Below are 16,948 nucleotides of genomic sequence, written 5' to 3' on the forward strand. Positions count from 1 at the left end.
GTCAGGGCCGCGACAGCAGGCTCGCCACGCGCTCGTCGATTACGCGCGAATGGTCGCCGCTGGAGATGTCGTAGAACACCTCGGTGAGAATTTCATACTGCGTCACCGTCTCGGCCACGATGCTTTTCAGCTTGTTGCCGACCGGGTAAAAGAACAGGTTGGCGAGGCCGACGCCGTAAACCGTCGACACGAAGGCCACTGCGATGCCGGCGCCCAGCTTGGACGGGTCGCTCAGGTTTTCCATCACGTGGATCAGGCCCAGCACCGCGCCCAGGATGCCGATGGTTGGCGAGTAGCCGGCCGCCGATTCCCACACCTTGGCCGCCTGGCGCTGGGCGAATTCGTAAGCCGTCACTTCGGCTTCCATCAGGCCGCGCAGTTTCTCCGGGTGGATGCCGTCGATCATCAGGCGCAGGCCCTTCTGGACGAAGGGGTCGCGCGTGTCGAGCATGTGCTGCTCGAGCGACAGCAGGCCGTCGCGGCGCGCGTGGCTGCTCCACATCGCGATGTCGCGCGCCAGCGCCTGGCGCTGGCTGGACGGCGGCTGGAATACCCAGCGCAGCATCTTCATCGCGCGCACAAACGTCGGCGTGTCGGTCTGCAGCAGCACCGCACCGGCGGTGCCGATGACGACGATCGCGAAGGCGGCCGGCTGCACCAGCGAGGCGAGCTTGCCGCCGTCGAGGCCATGGCCGAGCAGCACGCCGGCCAGCGCCAGCGCGAGCCCGATTAAGCTGGCCCAGTCCACGCCTGCTCCCGTAACGTTGCGCGCAAGCGCGCCACAGCCTGCGTATGCAGCTGCGACACGCGCGATTCCGACACGCCCATCACGGCGCCGATTTCCTTCAGGTTCATCTCTTCTTCGTAGTACAGGCCCATCAGGATCTTCTCGCGCGGCGGCAAGGCGTCGATCGCGTCGATCACGGCCTGGCGGAAGCCGGTGTCCATCAGGCCGCGCAAGGGATCGTCGTCGTCCACCGCGTAGCGGTCGAGGAAGCTGTCGCTGCCCTCGTCGGCGTGGAAATCTTCGTAGTACACCAGCTGGTGGCCGCCGCCGTCGGACAGCATGTCCTGATAGTCGGCCAGCGACATCTTGAGCGACTTGGCCACTTCCGACTCGGTCGGCGGATGGCCGAGCTTCTGCTGCAGGGTGCTCATCGCCGCTTCGATCTTGCGCATGTTCTGGCGCATCGAGCGCGGCAGCCAGTCGCTGTTGCGCAGCTCGTCCAGCATGGCGCCGCGGATGCGCAGCACCGCATAGGTCTCGAACTGGGCGCCATGCGTCTCTTCATAGCGGCTGATGGCGTCGAGCAGGCCGATCATGCCGGCCTGGATCAGGTCGTCGACTTCGACGCTCGGCGGCAGCTTGGCTTTCATGTGGTGCGCGAGCCGCTTCACCAACGGCATGTGATCCGTCAGCAGCTGGTTCTTGTCCGCTTTCCCTTTGACCGTGTACATGATCAGTTCTTGTTATGAGCCAAAACGGGTGTTTCCCCCAAGCTGAGGCATTCCCGGCAGGGCAAAGCGCCCGGCCAGGCGGCGAAACGCGACCGACGCGCCCGCCAGCGGAAAGGCATCGACCACCGCGCGACCGAGACGCGCGGCGCGCTGCAGGTATTCGTCGGCCGGGACCGAGCCCATCGACGTCAGGTTCACTGCGAGGTAGCGGCTTGCCGCGGAACACATATTATCGTATACCACCTTCGCCTCGGCTTCCGTCGCGCCGGTGACCAGGATGCCGAACGGCCGCCGGCCCAGGGTCTGCGACAGGCGCTTGATCAGGCTGTAGGCGGCGGTGATCGAGGCGGCGGACGTGCCGACCTGCACGACGATTTCGGCGCTGTCCATCACCGGCACCGGGAAGCTGTCGTCGGCGCCGAATTCGGCGTCGACGATGACGATGCCGGTCTGGCGCACCAGCACGTCGAAGCTCTTGGCCAGGCGGCGCGCTTCGTCGGCGCCGGCGCCGCGCTGCATGCGCGCGACGTTGAAGCCTTGCGGCGCCGCGTGAATCACTTCGTTCAGCGCGCATTGCTGGCGCGCCACGCCGAGCAGGCCGGGGCCGCGCGCCAGGCCGAGGCGCTGGGCCACGCCGTAGTCGCGCTGGCAGGCGTCGACGATCAGCACGTCGTTGCCTGCGCGCGCCAGCGAGGCGCCGAGGTTGACCAGCATCGCGCCCTTGTCGTCTTCGGGGGTGGCGCAGAGAAAAGTGACGATGCGCGGGCGCGGGCCCGCCAGCATGCGGCGCAGGCCCTCGGCCTGGTCAAAGTCGAAGTTAGCCAAGGGAGACCTCGCGCAGGCTGCGGTCGCTGGCGACGTTGCCGGCCTGCGCCATCAGCAGCGGCAGGTCGCTGTCGGCGTACTGGGTGGCGGCCTGGTCGCGCGTCAGGCGGAACGCGCGGTCGACCAGCATCGCCTTGTCGGCCAGGTGCAGGTCTTCCGGCACGCGCTGGCCGTTGGAAATGTAGAACAGGCGCAGCTTCTGGCGGATCACGACGTCGAGCACGTTGCCGATCGAGGCCGCTTCGTCCATCTTGGTCATGATGCAGCCGGCCAGGCCGCTGCCCTGGTAGGCGCGCACCACTTCGTTCAGCGTCTCGTTGGTCGAAGTGGCGTTCAGGCACAGCAGGCGCTTCACATCGGCGCCGGTCTCGGACAGCATCGCGACCTGCTCGGTGACCATCTGGTCGCGCTGCGACACGCCGACGGTGTCGATCAGCACGGTGTGCTTGTTGCGCAGTTCTTTCAGGGCGATGCGCAGGTCGGCTTCGTCCTTGACCGAGTGCACCATCACGCCGAGGATCTTGCCGTAGATGCGCAGCTGCTCGTGGCCGCCGATACGATAGGCGTCGGTGGTGATCAGGGCCAGCTTTTCCGGGCCGTGGCGCATCACGCAGCGCGCCGCCAGCTTGGCGGTGCTGGTGGTCTTGCCGACGCCGGTCGGGCCGACCAGGGCGAACACGCCGCCCTTGTCGAGGATTTCGTCTTCGTCGGCCATGCTGGTCAGGTTGCGTTCGAGGACGGTCTTGATCCAGCGCGTGCTCTCGGCTTCGTTTTTACCGGACGGCATTTTCTCGACCAGGTAGCGCGCCAGCGTGGCGGAAAAGCCGGCGGCCAGCATCTGGCGCAGCACGGCGGCCTTTTCCGGCTCGCGCTGCTGGGTGGTGCCCCAAGAAATCGCGGCCAGCTGGGTTTCCATCAGGCCGCGCATGGCGCGCACTTCGTTCATCATGGCCGACATCTCGGCGGCGGCGGAATCCTTGGCGTTGGCGATCGCGGCGGCCATCATCGCCTGCATCGCGGCGATGTCGGCGTTGTCCTGCTGCGGCGCGGCGGCGCGGCGGTTGGCGTAGGTTTCGGGCACGTGCAGGGCCGGCGCCGGCTGGGCCATTTCGCTGCCGTGCGGCGGCGCCGAGATCGAGGCGACGTCGTCGTTGTCGAGCGCGAGGATTTCGACCACGCCGTCGACCGGGCGGTTCGACAGGATGACGGCATCGGGACCGAGTGCGTCGCGCACTTTGCGCAAGGCTTCACGCGAGGTGGCGGCGGTAAATTTTTTGACGTTCATCGATCAAGCTCCTGGGGTCCAGCATCCGGCTCACATGAGCCACCTCGTTTCTAACAGTGACAATTATTGACGATGCCGCAAAGAAACCATCGAGTGAAAAGGCGGGTGATTGGGGTGCTATTCCCGCGCCAGGCGCGGCAATGAGAACGGCGCGCCAGGATCGAACCTGGGCGCGCCGTCGAAATACCGCAAATCGGGGGCAAATCAGCCCTGGCAGAGCGCCAGCGCGTGTTGCCAGTGCGGCAGGAAAAGGTTCAGGGAACGCAGGCGCTCGCACGACAATTCCGAATTGTGCGGCCGCTTGGCCGGCAAGGGATATTCCTCGGTGCGGATCGCCGTCACTGTCGGCTTCACCGCGACTGACGCGTGCTTGACGATTTCCTCGGTGAAGCCGTGCCACGAGGTGCGGCCCGACGATGTCAGATGGTAAATCCCGCCCCGCTCCCCCGCCATCGCCGCGACGGCGCCGCCGCCGGCGTCCAGCCGCGCCACCAGTTGCGCGGTGGTGTCGGCGATGGTGCGGCACCAGGTCGGCGAGCCGAACTGGTCGCCGACGATGCGCAGTTCGTCGCGCTCGCCCGCCAGGCGCATTACCGTCAGCAGGAAATTCTTGCCGCGCATGCCATACACCCAGCTGGTGCGCAGGATGATGTGCGGCACGCCGGAAGCCTGGATCGCCTGTTCACCGGCAAGCTTGGTGGCGCCATAGACATTCACCGGGCAGGTCGGGTCGGTTTCGAGGTAGGCGCTTGCCTTGCTGCCATCGAAGACGTAATCGGTGCTGTAGTGGATGATGCCGGCGCCCAGCTTCTTCGCCTCCTCGGCCATCACGCCCGGCGCCTCGCCGTTGATGCGCATTGCCAGCGCGGGCTCGCTTTCGGCCTTGTCCACAGCGGTATAGGCGGCAGGATTGACGATCAGGTCCGGCTTGACGCGGCGAATCACCTCGCGCACCTGGTCCAGGTCGGACAGGTCCATCTGGCTGCGGTCGACGGCAATGACTTCACCGAGGCCCTGCAGGCTGCGTTCGAGCTCGTAGCCGACCTGGCCGCTCTTTCCAGTCAACAGAATCTTCATGCGAACACCTCGGCGTCAGCCAGCAGCTTGCCTTGCTGGTCCTTGCCCGACAACAAAGGCGTGAGGCCGGCCGGCCATTCGATGCCGATCGCCGGGTCGCTCCACAGGATGCTGCGCTCGAACTCCGGCGCCCAGTAGTCGGTCGTCTTGTACAGGAACTCGGCCGATTCGGAGGTCACCACGAAGCCGTGCGCGAAGCCCGGCGGCACCCACAGCTGGCGCTTGTTCTCGCCCGACAGCACCACGCCGACCCAGTGGCCGAAGGTGGGCGAGCTTTTGCGGATGTCGACGGCGACGTCGAACACTTCGCCGGCGACCACGCGCACCAGCTTGCCCTGGGTCTGCTGCAGCTGGTAATGCAGGCCGCGCAGCACATTCTGGGCGGATTTCGAATGGTTGTCCTGCACGAAATTGGGCGCAACGCCGGTCAGCTCCTCGAACTTGCGCGCGTTGTAACTCTCGTAGAAGAATCCGCGATCGTCGCCGAACATTGTCGGCTCGATTATGACAACGTCGGCAATGGAAGTGGCTTGAATCTGCATGAATTCGCTAACAATGAAGGTGACGATCAATAAATCTTTTCATTCAGAACACGCAACAGATATTGTCCGTAACGGTTTTTCTTCAGCGGCTGAGCCAGCGCTTCGAGCCGGACTGCGTCGATATAACCTTTGCGATAGGCGATCTCTTCCGGACACGCCACCTTCAGCCCTTGGCGGTTTTCAATGGTGGCGATGAACTGTCCCGCCTCCAGCAGCGATTCATGGGTGCCGGTATCGAGCCAGGCCATGCCGCGCCCCATGATTTCGACGTTCAGCTCGTTGCGCTCGAGGTAGACCCGGTTGACGTCGGTGATCTCGAGTTCGCCGCGGGCCGATGGCTTGATGCTGGCGGCGATGTCGCACACCTGCGCATCGTAGAAATACAGGCCGGTGACGGCGTAGCTGGACTTCGGCTTCGGAGGCTTTTCTTCGATGCTGATGGCGCGCCGGTCGGCATCGAATTCCACCACGCCGTAGCGCTCCGGGTCGGTGACGTGGTAGGCGAACACAGTCGAGCCGCGGGTGTTGCCCGAGGCGGCGCGCAGCTTCTTCTCGAAGTCGTGGCCATAGTAGATGTTGTCGCCGAGGATCAGCGCCGACGGGGCGTCGCCGACGAATTCGCGGCCGATGATGAAGGCCTGCGCCAATCCGTCCGGGCTCGGCTGGACCGCGTAACTGAGGCGGATGCCCCATTGGCTGCCATCGCCCAGCAGTTCCTTGAAACGCGGCGTGTCCTGGGGCGTCGAGATGATCAGGATATCCTGGATCCCGGCGAGCATCAGTGTGCTGAGCGGATAGTAGATCATCGGCTTGTCGTATACCGGCAGCAGCTGTTTCGAAACCGACATCGTTACCGGATACAGGCGCGTGCCCGAGCCGCCCGCCAGGATGATGCCTTTGCGTTGAATCGGTGCGCTCATGATTGCTCCCGCTGCGAATAGTTTTTATCAAGCCACTTCAGGTAATCGCCCGACTGCACGTCGCGCACCCATTCCTGGTTGTCCAGGTACCACTGGACGGTTTTGCGGATACCGGTATCGAAGGTTTCCGCCGGCTTCCATCCCAATTCGCGCTCGAGCTTGCGGGCATCGATCGCGTAGCGGCGGTCATGGCCGGGCCGGTCCTGCACGTAGGTGATCTGGTCGCGGTAGCTGCCTCCCGCTTTCGGATCGAGCTGGTCGAGGATATCGCACAGCGTGTGGACGACGTCGAGGTTGGCCATTTCGTTCCAGCCGCCGACGTTGTACACCTCACCGAGCTTGCCGTCGGCCAGCACGCGGCGGATCGCCGCGCAGTGGTCGCTGACGTACAGCCAGTCGCGCACCTGCTGGCCGTCGCCGTAGATCGGCAGCGGCTTGCCGGCGCGGGCGTTGGTGATGATCAGCGGGATCAGTTTTTCCGGAAAGTGATACGGACCGTAATTGTTCGAGCAATTGGTAGTGAGCACCGGCAGGCCGTAGGTGTGGTGGTAGGCGCGCACCAGGTGGTCGGATGCCGCCTTGGACGCCGAATACGGGCTGTTGGGCGCGTACGGCGTGGTTTCGGTGAACGGCGCATCGTTCGGGCCCAGAGAGCCGTAGACCTCGTCGGTCGAGACGTGGAGGAACCGGAACGCGGCCTTGTCGGCCGGGGCCAGCGCCGACCAGTAGGCGCGCGTCGCTTCGAGCAGGCCGAAGGTGCCGTTGACGTTGGTTTGGATGAAGGCCGCCGGGCCGTGGATCGAGCGGTCGACGTGGCTTTCGGCGGCGAAGTGGACGATCGCGCGCGGCTTGTGCTCGGCCAGCAGGGCGGCGAGCCTGGCGGTGTCGCCGATGTCGCCCTGCACGAAGACGTGGCGCGGATCGCCCGCCAGACTGGCCAGGTTATTCAGGTTGCCAGCGTAAGTGAGCTTGTCGTAATTAATGACGGGTTCATCGGACCGGGCCAGCCAGTCCAGCACGAAATTCGATCCGATAAATCCGGCACCACCAGTAACGATAATCATAGGTTGTCGGCATCAACATGAAAGGCCGGCACTTTCCTGATCGCAGCGGCGCGCAGTACTTCGCGAGCGTCTCGGATGATGGGAAGCGACGGCTACCCCGCTGGACAGGCGAGGCAATACTCAGGGAACAACGGGCGCACGCGGGTCATCGCGAGTTGAGCGGGATTATACCCGGCGGCAATGAAAGCGCACGCGAACTCGCTGCTAAAGCACCTAATTTTTTGCCAAGGTTTAACTTTTCTCGCGCCGGCGAGCCTACCGGCGATTTAACCGGGCGCCCCCACCAGGCTGGTCACGCGAATCGTCTTGGTTTCTGGAATTTCGCTGTGCGACAGCACCTTCAGCTGCGGCAGCGCGCGGCGTAGGAAGCGCGACAGCAGTGCGCGCAGCGGCGCCGGCACCAGCAGCACCGGCGTCAGTCCCATCGCCTCCTGCTGCGCGGCGGCCTGGCCGGCCTGCTCGGCGATGGTGTCGGCCAGGCCCGGCTCGATGCCGGTGCCGTCGCCGCCCGCCCCATCGCCTGCAGCAGCAGGCGCTCGAGGCGATTGTCGCGGGTCATCACCGACAGCTCGGCCGCGCCCGGGAACAGCTGCTGCACGATGGCGCGGCCCAGCGCGATGCGAACCAGCGCGGTCAGCTCGTTGGGATCCTGGGTGTGCACCGCGTGCTCGGACAGGGTCTCGATCACCGAATGCATGTCGCGGATGTGCACGCCTTCGATGAGCAGGTTCTGCAGCACTTTCTGCAGGGTCGACAGCGAGACGATCTTCGGCACCAGGTCTTCGACCAGCTTCGGCGCGTCCTTGGCGATATGGTCGAGCAGCGCCTGCACTTCCGAGCGGCCCAGCAGTTCCGACGCGTGGGTGGTGATCAGGTAGTTCAGGTGGGTCGTCACCACAGTCCTGCCGTCGAACACGGTGTAGCAGAAGTGGGCTATCGCCTCATTCCGCTGGTCGACAAGACCCGGGCGGCGAACTGCTCAAGCGCATCAAGGGCATCCGCAAGAAGTCCGCGCCGAAAGTCGGCTTCCTGGCGCCGCCGGTGCACATTCGCGACAACGTCGAACTCAAGCCCTCGGCCGACCGCATCCTGCTCAAGGGCGTTGAGATCGGCAACGGCGCGTTTTCCCGGTCAGCAGGATCTTGATGCCGACAACCGGGCAACTGCCGGCGCATCGCCCGGCAGCACGCAATTCCAGCCGGCCGGGTCGGCACCATTAATAACAAGGATCATAGCGAAAGACAGGACGGGGTGAAGACCCAAAATGCCACCGTACGCAGCCTGAGCCAGCCGATGCGGCTTGCCCGCGGGGTGCCTGGCGATCAAACAGCGGGTTTTCGCGCGTCAGTACCCTAGCCCGATTCCGGGCTGTTCGCCCCGCCCGCCGTAAGTAACCGGATATCGTTTTGCAAGGCGATATCATGGTTGCAGCCGGCAAGAATAGCCTTATCGTTGAAGGCAACTGTTCAAAACGCGTGCCGGAGTCCACGGCGCATTGGGTTGCTGAAGCCATTGCGCAGGAAGAATCAGTGTCTGCTGCGGTGAAGGCCCCGTGTATAGACCAAATCGTTACCAGTGCGTACAATAGGCAGTCGTTGTCACGCTTATGCCTCGCAACAGTGGTAGGCCGGTCAGCGCCAGCTACCGAATCGGCGGTATGCAAGTGAAAAGTGGATATTCAGCGATGTACAGGGCGGTTGAAAAATCGGATTTTTTTCTCGACCCGGCAACAACATCTACATGCCAAGAGTGGTGAATTCAACAAAGCGCGAATATTTGCCAAGCGCACACAAGAGCAAAATTCTACCCCGGCGCATTCCTTTTTATCCCAAATCTCTCCAATTGGCCAAAGGCCCGGCAAGTATAACAATGCAGCTTAAAAATATTATCGGTTTTGTTTTTGGACCAGTGAGTTCTGCGGTTTTGGGCCTTGTTACTGTACCGCTTGCAGCATGGGTTTTTTCCCCTGCAGACTTAGGCAGACTGAATATCATGCAAGTCGCCATGTCGTTCGCGTTACTATCATCTGTGCTTGGTTTGGACCAGGCATATGTGCGCGAACATCATGAGGCAAAAGACAAGGAACAGCTATTGCTCATCTGTTTCGCGCCAGGATTTCTACTGCTTGTGATATCGGGCGGGGCGGCAGCCCTTTTCGCGCCCCAAATATCCAGCTTGTTGTACGCCGATACCAATGTGTCGTTATTCGTCTATACATTGATCCTGTTCTATATCGGCCATGTGTGTCGATTCCTTTCGCTTACGTTAAGAATGGAGGAGCATGGCTGGGCTTACTCGGTAAGCCAGCTTATTCCCAAGCTTGTATACACCGCTGCCATTGTCTTGCTTGCATCCTATCCATTTCATAAGGAATTTATACATCTCCTGCTTTGCACTGTTTTATCGTCACTCGCCATGCTGATAGCGTTGGCGTGGATGACCCGGCGACAGTTGCTGGGTGCTGCTCGAAAGAAAATGGACTATGCAAAATTAAAGGCGCTGATGCCGTTTAGCATACCACTGGTTTTTTCTGGCCTTGCATATTGGGGGCTCACTGCCACCAGCACAATGTCGTTGAGCCGGTGGTCTACTCTCGACGAGCTGGCAATCTTCTCGGTCGGAAACAGCTTTGCCAGTGTCGCGGTTGTATTTCAATCAATTTTCTCCGTTATTTGGGCGCCTCTAGTCTACAAATGGTTAGCCAATGAAAAAGACATGAGCGTAATAGACCAAACCTCGCAACAAGTCCTTGCGTTCGTTTGCGCCCTGATCGCTGTCTGCGGGAGTTTGTCATGGTTATGCACCTTGTTCCTGCCCGCCCATTACAAGAAGGTCGAGTTTTTATTACCGTGCTTGCTGCTCCCTCCGCTGCTCTATATTTTGACGGAAACCACATCAATGGGAATAAACATTCGACGCAAGACATATTTTTCGTTGATCAACACTTTTGCAGCCTTCTTTATTACCGTCGTCGCCGCGTGGGCATTGGTCCCACTCCATGGCGCAGCCGGCGCCGCTTCTGCAAACGCCGTCGCGTTCACGGCCTATTTCATATTTCAGACAGAAGTGTCAAACCGCATATGGCGCAGTTCACCCAGACTCGAATTGTACGCTTACGTGACGGGCCTTTTGGCGCTGAGTCTGGCCTCGGCCTTTTGCCCCCCTGACTCTCGCCTGATTCTCCATTCATTCTGGGGGCTTATTTTGTTGTTGATTGTAATGAAATTCAAGCCGCAGCTGATCGGCATGTTCCGATTATTTTCAAAAAAATAAACATATTTATCACTATGCACGTTCTCATAATTCCCTCGGAGCATTTCGTCACCGAAATAGCGCCTCTTGCTGGCATCTTTCAATATGATCAGGCGATCGCGCTATCGAAAGCTACCAATCGAGTGGGCGTGATATCGGTCGGATTTCACAATTTCCGTAATGTGCTTGAATGTTACCCTTATCAGCGCGAACAAAATAACGGAAACTTGCACATTTTGCGGCGATATCAAAAAAGTTATTTGCCGCAACGCTTTTTGGGTCCGAAGCTCGTCGAAAGACGCAACATTCAGCTTTTTCTTAAGGTATTCGCTTTATATCTCAAACGACATGGCAGACCCGACATAATTCATGCGCACAACGTTTTCTACGCTGGATTCATCGCGAAGTACCTGTCAGATCATTACGCCATTCCGTATGTGCTCACCGAACATAGCAGTGCGTACGCGCGAGGATTCATTCCCCCGGAATTGCTGGTTCGGGCAAAATCGGTCTGCGTAAGCGCAAAAGCGTTGAGTTGTGTGAGCCATTCGTTCCAATCAATATTGAAGGAACAACTTGGATTCTCGTTCGAAGTATTGCATAACATCGTGGATGGTTCCTTCTTCGACACGCAACTGAAACACCCCGAGGGCGATGACTTCGTTTTTTTGAACGTGGCGTCGCTGGACGAAAATAAAAATCAGGCCCTCGCACTCCGCGCCTTTGCAAAAGAATTCAAGGGACGCCGTGCGACTTTCCGGATCGCCGGCGATGGACCGCTGAAGGAAACCTTGAAGTCGCTTGCTGCAGAGCTGGGGATAGCGAGCCAGATAAAGTTCTTGGGCCAAATACCTCGAGAAGCGGTTCGGGAAGAAATGCGCCAGGCCGACTGTTTTGTCCTTCCAAGCAATTTTGAAACTTTTGGCGTTGTTCTCATCGAAGCAATGGCGTCCGGTTTGCCGCTGGTCGCGACCCGGTCAGGAGGACCTGAGGACATTGTCACCGCTAAAAACGGGATTTTGGTGGGCGTAGGCCGCGAAGACGAGTTGGCCGCCGCCATGGTTCAAATATTCATCTCGTCCTCAGACGCCTTCCCGCGCGCAACAGTTCGAGAGTACGCAAAATCCCATTTTGGTGAGGGCTCGTTCGTTCGCGACGCCAGTGCCATATATGAAAAGGCCGTGAGCGGATATCGCTCGTCCGACAAAGAGGCATGCGCGACTAAACCGTGATAACCATGTGGCTATTCTCGCAAAGTCTTGCCGGCCATCGGGACCGAAGCCGGCGGAATAAATCAGCGCTTCTCTAGTATATTAGCAGCGATTCGGGCGATCCCGTATCGAGCCAGGCCATGACACGCCCCATCAATTCGACGTTGAGCTGGCGCGCTCCAGGTAGGCGCGATTGACGTCGGTGATCTCCAGTTCACCGCGCGCGGGAGGCGTAATCGCGGTGGCGATATCGGCGACTTGGCCATCGTAGAAGTACAGCCCGGTGACGGCATAATGGGATTTCGGCGTCAACGGCTTTTCCTCGATGCTGACCGCGCGGCGGGCTACGGCGAACTCCACCACGCCTTAGCGCTGCGGATTGCGCACATGGTAGGCAAATACCGTCGCGCTCGAAGCGTGTTCCGACGCGGCGCGCAGCCGCGCCTCGAACTCATGGCCGTAAAAAATGTTATCGCCCAAGATCAGCGCCGATGGCCCGCCGCCCAGGAAATCGCGCCCGATCAAGTGCGTGCCGGTTCCGCCGGCCAAGATGATGCGCTTTCGAACGGGCGCGGACGCGATCATGGGTCCAGCTTTTCCTGAATGTCGTGGAGCCACTGGGGGTTTGCCAGATACCATTCGACGGCGCACAGTCCGCTGTCGAAGCTGCGAGCGGGTTTCCAGCCCAGATCGCGCGCGATCTTGCTGGCGTCGACTGCTAGCGGCGGCAATGCGTCGATTCGTGCGCTTTCGCTGACGTCGCACTGCACGAAGATATGGCGCGGATCATGGTCTAGACTGGCGATAAAGCCAGCACTACCATTAACTAGGACCATGAATTTGGGTCGAAATAGTCGTGAACGAATGTTACACGAGCTATCGCTGCGATGGCGGCATGGGGTCCCGCATTCGCGAGGACTACGGCGATTATTGCTCATACCGCGCTCCGATAAGCGTCGTCCTCGCGAGGGCGGTGCCCCATCATCCAAGCGATTAACTCGTCGCGCCAACCAGGCTAGTCACGCGGATCGTCTTGGTCTCCGGGATCTCGCTGTGCGACAGCACCTTCAGTTGCGGCAGCGCGCGGCGCAGGAAGCGCGACAGCAGCGCGCGCAGCGGTGCCGGCACCAGCAGCACCGGCGTCAGGCCCATCGCCTCCTGCTGCGCGGCGGCCTGACCGGCCTGCTGCGCGATGGTGTCGGCCAGGCCCGGCTCGATGCCGGTGCCGTCGCCGCCCGCCCCCATCGCCTGCAGCAGCAGGCGCTCGAGGCGGTTGTCGAGGGTCATCACCGACAGCTCGGCGGCGCCCGGGAACAGCTGCTGCACGATGGCGCGGCCCAGCGCGATGCGCACCAGCGCAGTCAGCTCGTTGGGATCCTGGGTGTGCACCGCGTGCTCGGACAGGGTCTCGATCACCGAATGCATGTCGCGGATGTGCACGCCTTCGATGAGCAGGTTCTGCAGCACTTTCTGCAGCGTCGACAGCGAGACGATCTTCGGCACCAGGTCTTCGACCAGCTTCGGCGCGTCCTTGGCGATATGGTCGAGCAGCGCCTGCACTTCCGAGCGGCCCAGCAGTTCCGACGCGTGGGTGGTGATCAGGTGGTTCAGGTGGGTCGCCACCACGGTGCCGGCGTCGACCACGGTGTAGCCCATGCTTTGCGCTTCGTCGCGCAGGCCGGCATCGATCCAGGTGGCCGGCAGGCCGAACGCCGGATCGGTGGTGACCAGGCCCGGCAAGGTGCCGCTGGCCATGCCCGGGTTGATCGCGAGGAACTGGCCGTTGAGCGACTCGCCGCTGCCGATCTCGACGCCCTTGAGCAGGATGCGGTAGGCCGAGGGCTTGAGTTCGAGATTGTCTCGGATGTGCACCGGCGGCGCCAGGAAGCCGACTTCCTGGGCGAACTTCTTGCGGATGCCCTTGATGCGCTTGAGCAGCTCGCCGCCCTGGGCCTTGTCGACCAGCGGGATCAGGCGGTAGCCCACTTCCAGGCCCAGCGTGTCGACCGGCATGATGTCCTGCCAGCTGGCCTCTTCCTGCTCCGGATTGGCGGCCGGCGCGGCCGCGCCGGCGGCGGCTGCCGCGGCGGCCTCCTCCTGGGCCGGCGCTTCGCGGCGGCGCTTGTTGATCATGTAGGCCGAGCCGATCAGCAGGCCGCCCAGCAGGATGAACACCAGGTTCGGCATGCCCGGGATCAGGCCCATGCCGCCGATGATGCCGCCGGTGATGTACAGCACCTGCGGCTTGGCGAACAGCTGATTGGTCAGCTGGGCGCCGATGTCCTGGTCGGAGGCGACGCGCGAAACGACGATACCGGCCGCCACCGAGATGATCAGGGAGGGAATCTGCGCGACCAGGCCGTCGCCGATCGCCAGCAGCGTGTAGGTCTGCAGCGCCTGGGCGAAGCCGAGGTCGTGCTGCAAGAGGCCAACCAGCAGGCCGCCGACGACGTTGATGACGGTGACCATGATGCCGGCCACCGCGTCGCCGCGCACGTACTTGCTGGCGCCGTCCATCGCGCCGTAGAACTCGGCTTCCTGGGCCACTTCGGTGCGGCGCGCGCGCGCCACGTCCTCGGCGATCAGGCCGGCGTTCAGGTCGGCGTCGATCGCCATCTGCTTGCCGGGCATGGCGTCCAACGCGAAACGGGCGCCCACTTCGGCGATCCGGCCGGCGCCCTTGGTGACGACGGTGAAGTTGATGATGGTCAGGATGATGAACACCACGATACCGACCGTGTAATTGCCGCCGATCAGGAAGTGGCCGAACGCTTCGATCACCTTGCCCGCCGCCGCGCCGCCGGTGTGGCCCTCGGTCAGCACCACGCGGGTCGAGGCCACGTTGAGCGACAGGCGCAGCATGGTCGACACCAGCAGGATGGTCGGGAACGCCATGAAGTCGAGCGGCTTGACGGTATACAAGCTGGTCAGCAGGACGATCACCGACAGCGCGATGTTGAAGCTGAAGAACAGGTCGAGCACGAAGGCCGGCAGCGGCAGGATCATCATCGACAGCAGCAAGATGATGATCAGCGGCGCGGCCAGCGCGCTGCCGCCGCGGCCGGCGAGGCCGCTCATCCAGGTGGGGAATTGAATGCTGTTCATGGTGTGGCTCCGTTATTCGTGTCAGGCTTTTTTTGCGATGCGGGGTTGTGCGGGTCGAGCTCGGGCGGCACCGGCAGCCTGGTCGGACGGTCCGGATACTTGCCGCCGCCCTTGCTGAAGGCGCGCAGCTGGAACACGTAGGCCAGCACTTCGGCCACCGCCGAGTACAGCGCCTCGGGAATCTCGTCGTCGATTTCGGTATGCCGGTGCAGCGCACGTGCCAGCGCCGGCGCCTCGAGCAGCGCGACGCCGTTCTCGCGCGCCAGCTCGCGGATTTTCGCCGCCACTTCGTCGGCGCCCTTGGCAACCACGCGCGGCGCCCCTTTCTCACCGTCGGCGTACTTCAGCGCCACCGCGTAGTGAGTCGGGTTGGTGATCACCACGTCGGCGGTCGGCACCGCGGCCATCATGCGGCCCTTGGCCATCTCGCGCTGCATCTGGCGGATCTTGCCCTTCATCTGCGGGTTGCCGTCCGATTCCTTGTGCTCCTGGATCATTTCCTGGCGCGTCATCTTGAGCTTGTTGGCGTAATGCCAGACCTGGTAGGGACCGTCGATGGCGGCGACGAAGCCGAGCCCGCCCACGATGAACAGGAAGGTGGTGCCGAGCAGGTCGACCAGGTGGGCGCTGCCCGCGCCGACCGATTCGACGGCCAGGCCCATCACGGCGTCCTTCTTGCTCAGGATGACCAGGTAGACCACCGCGCCGACCACCACGGTCTTGGCGACCGCCTTGGCCAGCTCGACCAGCGAATTGGTGGAAAACATGTTGGTGACGCCGCGGATCGGGTTGAGCTTGCCGAAATTGGGCATGAAGGACTTGGAGGAAAACAGCCAGCCGCCGATCAGCAGCGGCGAGGCCAGCGCGACCACCATCACCGCCACCGCCAGCGGCAGGCAGGTCAGGAGCACGTGGCCGATGTCGACGCCGACACGGCGGATCAGCACGTCGGCGTCGAAAATCTGGGCGCGGTCGAGCGCCAGGCCGGACACCATCACGGCGTTCAGGCTGCGCACGACGCTGCCGCCGGTCAGCCAGAGGCCGGCGCCGGCGGTCATCAATACTGCAAAGGTTGCCAATTCGCGCGATCGGGGCACGTCGCCTTCTTCACGGGCCTGCTCCAATCGCTTGGCTGACGCGGCTTCGGTCTTTTCTGCGTCGCTGTCTTCTGCCATGTCCACTCCGGTTGCGCCCTCTCCCACAGAGGGTGACGACAGCGGACATTATGCGAGGTATTGCTCTGGGGCTATCCCTTGAACAGGGGTGCAAAGGCCGGTCTAATCAGCTCTGCGCACGGCGAAAGCGGCGACCGAGAGTCCCGTGCCATAGAGGTGTAACAGTATGTAATATATTGAAGGCATTATGTCGCGTATAACCCACGTATTAGAGCATTCTTCGCGCGATTGCCAGAATGTTGCATTTGTCTTGCTTTTCATGGTTATAATACGAAAGCAACACTGAATACCGTGCCTTCAATTTTTGATCACAAGGAATTAAACAAATGAAAAAGATTTTCGCTACTGCCGCAATCCTGAGCCTGGTTTCGGCTCAAGCCTTCGCTCAGACCACCGAGACCCCAGCACCAGCACCGACTGCACCAGCTCCGCTGATGTCGGGCACCATCGCTGGCGTGCCAGTCGCTACCGCTGTCGTGATCGCCGTCGCTGTTGCTGCAGTCGCAGTCGCAGTTTCGGATAGCAACAGCACCACCACCCACCATTAATTTGGTCGGCGCCCCGGCGCCGCAGTGGTACCGAAATCGGCCGATTCGTTCGGCCGTTTTTTATGCCCGCTCACTTTTTCAGAATTTCGCGCCATGAAGAACCAGTCCTTTTACCGCCGCCTCGGCTTCGCCCTCCAAGGCATCGCGGCGGCCTGGCGCAACGAGGCCAGTTTCCGCACTCAGTGCTGCGCCGCGCTGGGCGTGATCGCCATGCTGGCGTGGCGCCGGCCGCCGTTAGTATGGTGGGTACTGCTCCTGATGCTGTGCGGGATGGTGATGGCGGCGGAGTTGTTCAACAGCGCGCTGGAGGCGGCGCTCGACCACTTGCATCCGGAACGCCACGACGCGATCCGGATTGCCAAGGATTGCGCCGCCGGCGCCGTGCTGGTGCTGAGTTTGACAGCGGCGGCCGTGTTTGCCGCCTTCCTGGCCGACAGTTTCCGACTGTAATTCAAACGCAATGGGGTCCCCGCTTGCGCGAGGACG

At 61.9% G+C, this 16,948-nt stretch carries 15 protein-coding genes and 3 pseudogenes; 5 read left to right on the plus strand and 13 right to left on the minus strand.

The window, feature by feature from the left end; all coding sequences use genetic code 11:
* Window position 1: 1 nt before the first annotated feature.
* The 9 genes and pseudogenes from AC1D02_RS14555 to AC1D02_RS14595 all read right to left on the minus strand — a co-directional run.
* A complete protein-coding gene (locus tag AC1D02_RS14555) occupies window positions 2-748 on the minus strand; it encodes a flagellar motor protein (RefSeq protein ID WP_477318039.1) in 747 nt (248 codons plus the stop codon).
* Entirely contained in the window at window positions 730-1,458 is a 729-nt protein-coding gene (locus tag AC1D02_RS14560; RefSeq protein ID WP_477318041.1) for an RNA polymerase sigma factor FliA, read from the minus strand. The genes AC1D02_RS14555 and AC1D02_RS14560 overlap by 19 nt, the downstream gene beginning before the upstream one ends.
* A gap of 12 nt (window positions 1,459-1,470) precedes the next feature.
* Window positions 1,471-2,283, minus strand: coding sequence for a MinD/ParA family ATP-binding protein (locus AC1D02_RS14565; protein WP_477318043.1), 813 nt, complete (start codon window positions 2,281-2,283; stop codon window positions 1,471-1,473).
* The gene (flhF, locus tag AC1D02_RS14570; protein WP_477318045.1) at window positions 2,276-3,568 is read right to left on the minus strand and encodes a flagellar biosynthesis protein FlhF; all 1,293 of its coding nucleotides are present in this window, start codon (window positions 3,566-3,568) and stop codon (window positions 2,276-2,278) included. The genes AC1D02_RS14565 and flhF overlap by 8 nt, the downstream gene beginning before the upstream one ends.
* A gap of 204 nt (window positions 3,569-3,772) precedes the next feature.
* Window positions 3,773-4,645 (minus strand): dTDP-4-dehydrorhamnose reductase, encoded by an 873-nt coding sequence (rfbD, locus tag AC1D02_RS14575; protein WP_477318047.1) that lies wholly within the window; start codon window positions 4,643-4,645, stop codon window positions 3,773-3,775.
* Complete coding sequence (gene rfbC, locus AC1D02_RS14580; RefSeq protein WP_477318049.1) at window positions 4,642-5,187, minus strand: dTDP-4-dehydrorhamnose 3,5-epimerase; 546 nt, start codon at window positions 5,185-5,187, stop codon at window positions 4,642-4,644. The genes rfbD and rfbC overlap by 4 nt, the downstream gene beginning before the upstream one ends.
* 26 nt (window positions 5,188-5,213) lie before the next feature.
* Window positions 5,214-6,107, minus strand: a complete 894-nt coding sequence (gene rfbA / locus AC1D02_RS14585; protein ID WP_477318051.1) for a glucose-1-phosphate thymidylyltransferase RfbA — start codon at window positions 6,105-6,107, stop codon at window positions 5,214-5,216.
* The gene (rfbB, locus tag AC1D02_RS14590) at window positions 6,104-7,171 is read right to left on the minus strand and encodes a dTDP-glucose 4,6-dehydratase (RefSeq protein WP_477318053.1); all 1,068 of its coding nucleotides are present in this window, start codon (window positions 7,169-7,171) and stop codon (window positions 6,104-6,106) included. The genes rfbA and rfbB overlap by 4 nt, the downstream gene beginning before the upstream one ends.
* Window positions 7,172-7,437: 266 nt before the next feature.
* Window positions 7,438-8,093: pseudogene (locus AC1D02_RS14595) on the minus strand (FHIPEP family type III secretion protein); the annotation flags it as partial.
* 3 nt (window positions 8,094-8,096) lie between these two features.
* Between AC1D02_RS14595 and AC1D02_RS14600 the strand changes: the two are divergent.
* The 3 genes and pseudogenes from AC1D02_RS14600 to AC1D02_RS14610 all read left to right on the plus strand — a co-directional run.
* A pseudogene (locus tag AC1D02_RS14600) lies at window positions 8,097-8,290 on the plus strand (FHIPEP family type III secretion protein); the annotation flags it as partial.
* Between the two features lie 621 nt (window positions 8,291-8,911).
* Window positions 8,912-10,444 (plus strand): lipopolysaccharide biosynthesis protein, encoded by a 1,533-nt coding sequence (locus AC1D02_RS14605; RefSeq protein WP_477318055.1) that lies wholly within the window; start codon window positions 8,912-8,914, stop codon window positions 10,442-10,444.
* A gap of 14 nt (window positions 10,445-10,458) precedes the next feature.
* On the plus strand, window positions 10,459-11,655 hold the full coding sequence (locus tag AC1D02_RS14610; protein WP_477318057.1) for a glycosyltransferase: 1,197 nt from the start codon (window positions 10,459-10,461) through the stop codon (window positions 11,653-11,655).
* 82 nt (window positions 11,656-11,737) lie between these two features.
* On the opposite strand, the pseudogene AC1D02_RS14615 reads toward AC1D02_RS14610, so the two are convergent.
* From AC1D02_RS14615 to flhB, 4 genes and pseudogenes are all read right to left on the minus strand, one after another.
* Window positions 11,738-12,159 (minus strand): annotated as a pseudogene (locus tag AC1D02_RS14615) (sugar nucleotidyltransferase); the annotation flags it as partial.
* A 56-nt stretch (window positions 12,160-12,215) separates the two neighbouring features.
* Window positions 12,216-12,470: a hypothetical protein gene (locus tag AC1D02_RS14620; RefSeq protein WP_477318059.1), complete on the minus strand. Its 255-nt coding sequence runs from the start codon at window positions 12,468-12,470 to the stop codon at window positions 12,216-12,218.
* A 157-nt stretch (window positions 12,471-12,627) separates the two neighbouring features.
* The gene (gene flhA, locus AC1D02_RS14625) at window positions 12,628-14,739 is read right to left on the minus strand and encodes a flagellar biosynthesis protein FlhA (RefSeq protein WP_477318061.1); all 2,112 of its coding nucleotides are present in this window, start codon (window positions 14,737-14,739) and stop codon (window positions 12,628-12,630) included.
* Window positions 14,736-15,914 carry a flagellar biosynthesis protein FlhB gene (gene flhB / locus AC1D02_RS14630; protein WP_477318063.1) on the minus strand — a complete coding sequence of 393 codons (1,179 nt, stop codon included), beginning with the start codon at window positions 15,912-15,914 and terminating at the stop codon, window positions 14,736-14,738. Before flhB ends, flhA begins: the two co-directional genes overlap by 4 nt.
* Before the next feature lie 326 nt (window positions 15,915-16,240).
* Here flhB and AC1D02_RS14635 point away from each other — a divergent pair, with 326 nt between their 5' ends.
* The gene (locus AC1D02_RS14635) at window positions 16,241-16,462 is read left to right on the plus strand and encodes a hypothetical protein (protein WP_477318065.1); all 222 of its coding nucleotides are present in this window, start codon (window positions 16,241-16,243) and stop codon (window positions 16,460-16,462) included.
* Between the two features lie 93 nt (window positions 16,463-16,555).
* Entirely contained in the window at window positions 16,556-16,912 is a 357-nt protein-coding gene (locus AC1D02_RS14640) for a diacylglycerol kinase (RefSeq protein ID WP_477318067.1), read from the plus strand.
* Window positions 16,913-16,948 lie beyond the last annotated feature (36 nt).

This window comes from Massilia sp. P1_C10 (assembly GCF_056406475.1).